Source organism: Candidatus Schekmanbacteria bacterium (genome assembly GCA_003695725.1).
Lineage (GTDB): Bacteria > Schekmanbacteria > GWA2-38-11 > GWA2-38-11 > J061 > J061.
The window spans coordinates 1-5,335 of record RFHX01000241.1 but is presented as its reverse complement, the minus strand read 5'-3'; the positions used below and the strand labels follow the sequence as shown (position 1 = coordinate 5,335).

Here is a 5,335-nt window from a genome sequence, read left to right as displayed (position 1 = left end):
CTCTTGGTCTTACTATTGAAAGGTTTGATATATCCCCTTCAATTCAATATAAAAAGCCGTTTAGGAGCTCTTATTGGATTGGCTGCATACAAAATGATGAGAAATTCAAGAAATACCGCTATTGAAAACATAGTTAGGGCTATACCGGAATTAAGTCATTCACAAGCCATTAAAATTGCTAAATCCTCATTCATCAATATGGGAAGAAATGTATTTGAAGCAATACATCTTGAGAGAATGAAGCCGGAAGATGTGCAGAAGTTGGTGGAATATGAGGGACTTGAATATTTCGACAAAGCTATGAAGGAGGGTAAAGGGCTCGTTGTCATAACAGGACATTTAGGAAACTGGGAAATGTTTCAGGCGGCTATGTCCACACTCGGCTACCCCGTAACTGTATTAGCACAAAGATACTCAAACCCTTATATAAACGAAATGATAACAAGAATAAGAAATGCATCGGGCACAAGTGTAATTATTCGTCGCTCGGGAAAAGAAAGAGAATTAATGAAAGGAGTACTCAAAGCCCTTGCAAATTGTCATGCTTTGGGAATTTTGATAGACCACTACACGAAAAAGAATGGGATAGCAGTGCCTTTTTTAAATACAGAAACAAGCGCTCCTGCCGGTCCTGCCCTTTTTGCTATGCGAACTGGCGCACCTGTGATTTTCGGTTATGCAATGCGCCTGCCCAATGAAAGATTCAAAGTCAAATTTCAACCAAGTTTCAAAGCGCTAAACGGGAAAAACCGCGACTTGGCTCTGTATTTAAATACTGCAAATTTTCTTGAAGCGATAGAGGAAGAAATCCTAAATTATCCCGAGCAATGGGCTTGGATGCATAAATTCAAACGCAAACATAGAAAAAGTATCCGTAGAATAGATTTCAAAAAACTTCCAAAAGTGACAATCTTTTCAAAAAAAGAATGCTGTCTTTGTGATGATGCAAAAAAAATAATCGAAAAAATTTCACGACGTTACCCTTTCAAACTTGAAGCTATTGACATCACCGATGACAAAGAAAAACTCGATGCATACGGAAATGAGGTGCCTGTTGTCCTGATAGAAGGGAAAAAACTTTTCAAATTAGGAGTTGACAAAAAAAGGTTTGAAAAAAGAATAATAGACTATCTATATAATATGAACTCAGATGAAAGTTAGAGGTTTCAAGAAATGCCCAATTATAAGCTGAAAATTCAGTATGACGGCACAAGATATTCAGGATGGCAGATACAACCAAATGTAAAAACGATAGAAGGAATAATCACTGAAGCCATAGATAAGATATTTCATAGAAAGGTTAAATTAATCGGCGCTTCCCGTACTGATGCAGGTGTCCATGCAAGAGGACAAGTTGCAAATTTTCATTTTCCTGATGAAATCGACATTACTACTATCAAAAGAGGACTTAATGCTGTAATACCAGATGATATTGCTATTCAACAGGTGGAAATAGCTGATGAAAAATTTCATTCGCGCTACAGCGCAAAGAGTAAAATTTACCAGTACTTTATATGGAATCGGGATTATAAAACTCCCTTTTATTCAAGATATTCTTGGCAGATTCACAATAGATTAGACATCGATGCAATGAGGGCTGCATCCTATTTTATCAAAGGAGAAAAAGATTTCTCATCCTTTCAGGGGGCAGGCTGTGATTCGAAAGTACCTATAAGAAGAATCGATTTCTTCGACATAAAAAGGGAAGAAGGCTTCATAAAATTTACCATTGAAGGAAGCGGTTTTCTGAAACATATGGTACGAAATATAGTAGGCACTTTGGTAGAGATTGGAATGGGAAAGATGAATCCTGTTGAAATGATACATATACTCGAAGCAAGAGACAGGAAAAAAGCAGGACCTACAGCGCCGGCAAGGGGACTTGTGCTTGTGAAGGTAATTTATTAATCAACTGCCACTCTTCAACTTGATTTTTTAAAATCTCTAAATGTCCATTTCCTTCTATTTTTGGATTAAATTTTTTTTGATCTAAAGAGGATATTTGCATTTTAAAAATGAAGGATTGCAGATACAATTGTTTGGACATCAAATTCTTCCGTATTACTCAAAGGCAGACTAACTCCCACTCCAATGTCGAAATCAGCGTCCTTTGAAGGCCGTACCTTTATGCCCGGTGTTATGTTAATTATCCATGGACCATCAGCATCACCACTCAACACACTTTCTCCATCGAATTCTACAAGCGCTTCTATCCGCCTATTCAAATGATAGAGAAGTGATAAATTATAGCCAATCGTTGCTTCTTCTTCATTTTCTTCTTCATCGCGCTGATTTGATGGAAATCCAAAAGAAAGTGTTGCAGTTGTTTCAAAATTACCCTTTTTGTATCCGGCATCCAAGAAGGGTTCAAATTCGACAATATGATTGCTTCCTATCTCTTCTTTTGTATCACCTGTTGGCAAACCAAGGCGTAAACCGCCGCCAATCAAAATGCCTTTTTCTTCAAAAACAAAATTGGCGTATTTCGCAATAAATTCAAAATTGTCAAAACTTGAATCTGTTGGTTCGCCTGACGGTTCTCGCCATGTGTAAGGAGCTTCAATTTGTAAACTTATTGAACGGTTAATTGCATATTCACCAACAAATCTCACAGTATGCTCATCTGCATCATCTTCATCTGAATTTATATTTCTGAAAAAATAATCCACTCTTATTGTGTTGTCAGGAGATGGAGTTTCTGCAATCAATGGATGGACAAAATGCAACTCATTATGTATCTCATCTTCTTCAGCGTTATTATGTCTTTTTTCTGCCCACAGACCTTGTACAAAAGAAAATGTAAATATGAGACCTGCTGTGAAAATAATCATAACCATTTTTCTCAAATTTCTTCTCATCAATATCCCCTTTCTAAATAAACAAAATTGCTTATTTGAACATATGTTCATATGTAAAATAGAGAGCCTATTATATTAAAAGGAGAGAAAATGCAATAAAAAAAGGGCTGATACTAAACATCAGCCCTTTCTTTTGAAAGAAAATACTATTGTTTTATTTATTCGCCATATACTGTCGTTGTGTATTCGCCGATGATGCCCAAGATGTTTTTTGTATAATAATCGACATGATGAATCTTTGTTATCTTGCCATTCTCCATAGCTGTCTTGATGCTTGCATCTCCAGTAGCTACGATTCCCAGGTACGATGTGGCTTTTGCTGTGCCTACTTTCTCTGCAGATACTGAAGTATCTCCAACAGCTGCAGGCGCTTTTACTTCTGTGTAGATAACTCCCATTGGCACAAAACTAGCACAGCCAACTGTGAAAAAAATTGAAATAACCAGCAGCAGAGCAAATATCTTATGAATTTTCATTGAATCACCTCCCTTCACTCACTACAATCTTCCAAATCAATTGGTAAAGATATCAGTAATTGATCTTCCAAATGATGAAAACTGTTTTATCACCAAAGTGGTTATATTCTTTTGAACGATATATTTCATCTTTCTTTTCCAATACCAAATCTCCTCCCCATTTATCATAAAGATGACTAAAGCTTCTAAAGAGATAAGATTTATAAGTTCCCTCTCTTACAGTTGGAGAGTTCCAGAAAGCATGGTGGGCAAAATACTTAATCCCCTTATCTTTGATATATTGGACAAACTTGCCCTCCTTAAAATATTCCTGCAGCTCAAAGTTATTGATTACCCCGTCAATATTGACTACTCTTCTATCCGAAAAATATCCTAATATTCCAGCATCCTCAATCATTAAGACATCCTCTTTCTTTGTATTATCCTTTACCCATAGCGCTTCTTCATATACATTATACTGAAATTTGTTTTCCATACCTCGACTAACTGAAATCATCTGCGATAAAATCGCTCCAACTAGGAAAGCGAAACTTAAAAAGGTCAAAAAAACCTTTTTTTCAATCTTAAGCATTTTTTTGGAAGCTTCTGACAGAAAATCAACAATTAGCGGACTTATCAAAATCAGAAAAACGACATATCCAGCAAAGTGCCATCTGAAGACTGCCCATTTCATAAAAAAAATTGTGTCAGCAAAATGTAAAATCACATATAGAGCAAAGATTGTTGAGATTGCTGAATACTCATTATCTTCACAAAATGAAATGTAAGAATCCTTTCTCAGCAATATAAAGATAAGAAAGAAGAGAGCTAAAAAAAAGATAATTGAAAATTCCTTGAATTCAAAAAAATATTCCTTGAAGAAATGTGGGACAGGAAAAGAATGTTTCAAACTTCCACTTATTGTAACAATATGTCCAAATTTCAGATAATTGTATGTGAGATATGGAAAAGCAATGAGAATTACAGGCAATGCTAAAGTGAAACTTTTTTTAAAAAAAATATTTATCCTCTTTTGAATTTCTATATTGCTTTGTATGAAAATCTGTAAAAACAAATAGACAGCAATCGCTGCAATCAAAAAAATTGAATCAAGGCGTGCCAAGAAAACAAATCCTAAAATTATGCCGAATAGAAAATTCTGTCTAAACCCTGCATAAGAAGAGAATATCTTTGATTTAAGTGAAAAATAGACAGTCACAAAAAGCAAAAATATCAAAAGTCCCGCCTCGAGTCCATATTCTGTTTGGCTCAAAAATCTTGGCCAAATGAATATTGCAAGAGCAATGACCGCATATGCTTTGCCAAATTTTTCATAAATGATTTTCCCAAAAAGAAGAATGATTCCTGCAAGAATAACCACCTGAAGAGTCATTACAAAATGAATTGACAATTCTGGCGATGATTTTGTGAAATAGAAAATAGGCAGAATACACAACATCCAGAGAGGATGATAACCATTGGTTGGGTTTATGCCATCAAAAGTTGAGCCTAACCCTTTAACAATATTTCTTGCTGTCTGAAAGTAATAAAAAGCATCATCTACAATCCTGCCAAGAATGAAGGACATATCAAGCCACGAAAAGATAAGGCGCATCAACAGGACAACCGCCAAAATTATCAAAAACAACCTATTGTTTCTCAAAAAATCAGCCATAAGATAAATAATATAATAATTATCCCAAAAAGATTAAATTTTCTTTTATATCCAAAATTTTCCCCTTCACTTTTTCATCTTCGATTAATCTCTTATGCACTGACAATTCAGTTTTTTCATCACCAGCTTGAAATTTTTTACAGCCATTTCTGAAATTAATTTCACTGCCAATCGACTTGATTGAATAGAGAGTATAGTAATCAGTTGTTATCAAATCCCTGATTAGCAATTACTCTATTCATCGATAAAGCCGATTGATGACTCTTTTTTAACAGCTGAACCTATTTCGACAATGATTCTGAATGACTGTCTTAAATTAAAACTTTGCAATCAGCATCCTTAAATTT

General features: G+C 35.1%; 6 protein-coding genes. 2 read left to right on the top strand and 4 right to left on the bottom strand.

Going from position 1 to position 5,335, the window contains the following annotated elements:
- Positions 1-3: 3 nt before the first annotated feature.
- Together D6734_09430 and truA are read left to right on the top strand one after the other, a co-directional pair.
- Positions 4-1,161, top strand: coding sequence for a hypothetical protein (locus D6734_09430; GenBank protein ID RMF93726.1), 1,158 nt, complete (start codon positions 4-6; stop codon positions 1,159-1,161).
- 12 nt (positions 1,162-1,173) lie between these two features.
- Positions 1,174-1,908 (top strand): tRNA pseudouridine(38-40) synthase TruA, encoded by a 735-nt coding sequence (gene truA / locus D6734_09425; protein ID RMF93725.1) that lies wholly within the window; start codon positions 1,174-1,176, stop codon positions 1,906-1,908.
- A gap of 101 nt (positions 1,909-2,009) precedes the next feature.
- On the opposite strand, the gene D6734_09420 is transcribed toward truA, so the two are convergent.
- The 4 genes from D6734_09420 to D6734_09405 all read right to left on the bottom strand — a co-directional run bounded on the left by D6734_09420 (position 2,010) and on the right by D6734_09405 (position 5,217).
- On the bottom strand, positions 2,010-2,858 hold the full coding sequence (locus tag D6734_09420) for a hypothetical protein (protein ID RMF93724.1): 849 nt from the start codon (positions 2,856-2,858) through the stop codon (positions 2,010-2,012).
- Between the two features lie 158 nt (positions 2,859-3,016).
- Complete coding sequence (locus D6734_09415; GenBank protein ID RMF93723.1) at positions 3,017-3,334, bottom strand: TRL-like protein family; 318 nt, start codon at positions 3,332-3,334, stop codon at positions 3,017-3,019.
- Positions 3,335-3,386: 52 nt separating this feature from the next.
- Complete coding sequence (locus D6734_09410) at positions 3,387-4,961, bottom strand: hypothetical protein (protein ID RMF93722.1); 1,575 nt, start codon at positions 4,959-4,961, stop codon at positions 3,387-3,389.
- A 46-nt stretch (positions 4,962-5,007) separates the two neighbouring features.
- The gene (locus tag D6734_09405) at positions 5,008-5,217 is read right to left on the bottom strand and encodes a hypothetical protein (protein ID RMF93721.1); all 210 of its coding nucleotides are present in this window, start codon (positions 5,215-5,217) and stop codon (positions 5,008-5,010) included.
- Positions 5,218-5,335 lie beyond the last annotated feature (118 nt).

Excerpts from the sequence above, each read along its gene's own strand:
- truA (RMF93725.1), top strand. The coding sequence starts at position 1,174 with ATGCCCAATTATAAGCTGAAAATTCAGTATGACGGCACAAGATATTCA.
- D6734_09420 (RMF93724.1), bottom strand. The coding sequence starts at position 2,858 with ATGAGAAGAAATTTGAGAAAAATGGTTATGATTATTTTCACAGCAGGT.
- D6734_09415 (RMF93723.1), bottom strand. The coding sequence starts at position 3,334 with ATGAAAATTCATAAGATATTTGCTCTGCTGCTGGTTATTTCAATTTTT.